This is a genomic window from Shimia sagamensis (assembly GCF_900182745.1).
Classification (GTDB): Bacteria; Pseudomonadota; Alphaproteobacteria; order Rhodobacterales; family Rhodobacteraceae; genus Shimia; species Shimia sagamensis.
The window spans coordinates 1-1509 of the sequence record NZ_FXTY01000032.1 but is presented as its reverse complement, the minus strand read 5'-3'; the positions used below and the strand labels follow the sequence as shown (position 1 = coordinate 1509).

The window sequence follows — 1509 nt, the reverse complement described above, 5'->3', positions numbered from 1 at the left end:
GGACAGCGTGGCCAACATCACCGGCGCGGGAGCTTCCGCGGGCATCGCAGTTGCGCTGGATGCCGAGTTAGGTGACTTGCGTTGGGCCGATGCGGATACAGACTTCGTGTGGATCACAGCCGACAATATGAGTGTCGAAATGGATGCCAACACTTGCTTTGAATTCAGTCAGGCGGCAATGGCGCACAAGCGGTCTCATATCTTCGCGGCCCGGGCTTTGAAAGACTTGGATGAGCTTCCCGCAGATTGGCGGGCCGACACTCATTGGCCGCCGGTTTCAACATGACGTCGAATGACCTTTTTTCAAAGGCTATCTCCCATTCGCCCCGGTTGCAGCAGCATCAAGAAAAGGAACACCGCAGAAATGGACATTAAAAGCCAGTTTTCGCCAGATGAACACGCGGCCCTTCATTCGCTTGCTGAGATGTTTGAGGACAAGGAGAGTCGGGACGAACTTCGCCGGCTTGTGCAGGATGGAACCACATTGCGTGAGATCATTCTTGCCTACAAAATCAATGGCCGAGTGATCTCCAAGTTGAGAACTATAGGCGGGCTTGTAGTGCTCGCTGGCGGCACTGTTGCCGCGCTCAAGGGCCTCAATCTTTGGCCTAAATAGAAACAACCGACCAAAAACCGAACTCACGTTTGCCCGCCTTTGAGCGGGCTTTTTTTATGGAGCAATGCAATGAAACTTGTGAACGGATGGGGCCGCGAGTTGCGCCTCTCATACACTGCTATTGCCTTTTATGTTCTGGCTGCCCTCACGGTCCTACCCGACCTGATCTACTGGCTGTTCGGGACCGATACCAATCCTGCTTTGTGGTCGGCTTTGCAGCTGATGGTCATTGCATTGGGCATTATTGGGCGGGTGGTCTTGCAAACTCACGAAGGTGCCTGGAAGCGGCGAGCGACCGTTGCGGTGGTCGTGTTTCTCACAGCGCTCCTGTCTTCTCAGGCCATGGCTCAAACCAGCGAGCGCGCGACCATGCGCGTGCTTGTTCCGCTTGTGATCCACTGGGAGGGGGAACATCGCTGCGTCGATGATCCGGCTCTGCATTGCGCCTACGTGGACATCGTGGGTGTGCCGACGCTTTGCTATGGCGAAACCAAGGGGGTGAGGCTAGGCCAGCGCGCCACGGATGCAGAGTGCCGCGCTATGTTGGAGCAACGCCTTACGGGCGATTTTCGGGCCGGTCTGCATCGGTATTTCACCTACGACACCCGCGCAGAGCGCCTGACGCCGGAACGGGACGCGGCTTTTGTCTCGCTGGCCTACAACGTGGGTATTCGCGGGGCAGGGCGCAGCACCGCCACGCGCCGTCTGAATGCGGGTGACATCGCCGGCGGCTGCAAGGCGCTGACCTGGTGGAACCGTGCCGGAGGTAGAATTGTGCGCGGGCTAGTGAACCGGCGGGCGCATGAATACCGATTGTGCATGAAGGGGCTGACCTGATGCCAAGCGCGCGGTTCCTGCTGGCGGTGGTGGCCCTTGTTCTGATCGCGAGCGGT

3 protein-coding genes are annotated in these 1509 nt (G+C 58.2%); 2 read left to right on the top strand and 1 reads right to left on the bottom strand.

Translation table 11 applies throughout. The features are described 5' to 3' along the window. Positions 1–286: DUF4376 domain-containing protein (locus tag QOL67_RS21990; protein ID WP_283428137.1), on the top strand; the 286-nt coding region annotated here is incomplete at its 5' end. A 24-nt stretch (positions 287–310) separates the two neighbouring features. On the opposite strand, the gene QOL67_RS21985 is transcribed toward QOL67_RS21990, so the two are convergent. Beyond that, the gene (locus QOL67_RS21985; protein ID WP_283428136.1) at positions 311–643 is read right to left on the bottom strand and encodes a hypothetical protein; all 333 of its coding nucleotides are present in this window, start codon (positions 641–643) and stop codon (positions 311–313) included. 42 nt (positions 644–685) lie between these two features. Between QOL67_RS21985 and QOL67_RS21980 the strand changes: the two genes are divergently transcribed. After that, positions 686–1453, top strand: coding sequence for a lysozyme (locus QOL67_RS21980; RefSeq protein ID WP_283428135.1), 768 nt, complete (start codon positions 686–688; stop codon positions 1451–1453). Positions 1454–1509 lie beyond the last annotated feature (56 nt).

Bases quoted from the DNA above. Each gene is read 5' to 3' on its own strand.
- QOL67_RS21980 (WP_283428135.1), top strand. From the start codon at position 686: ATGAAACTTGTGAACGGATGGGGCCGCGAGTTGCGCCTCTCATACACT.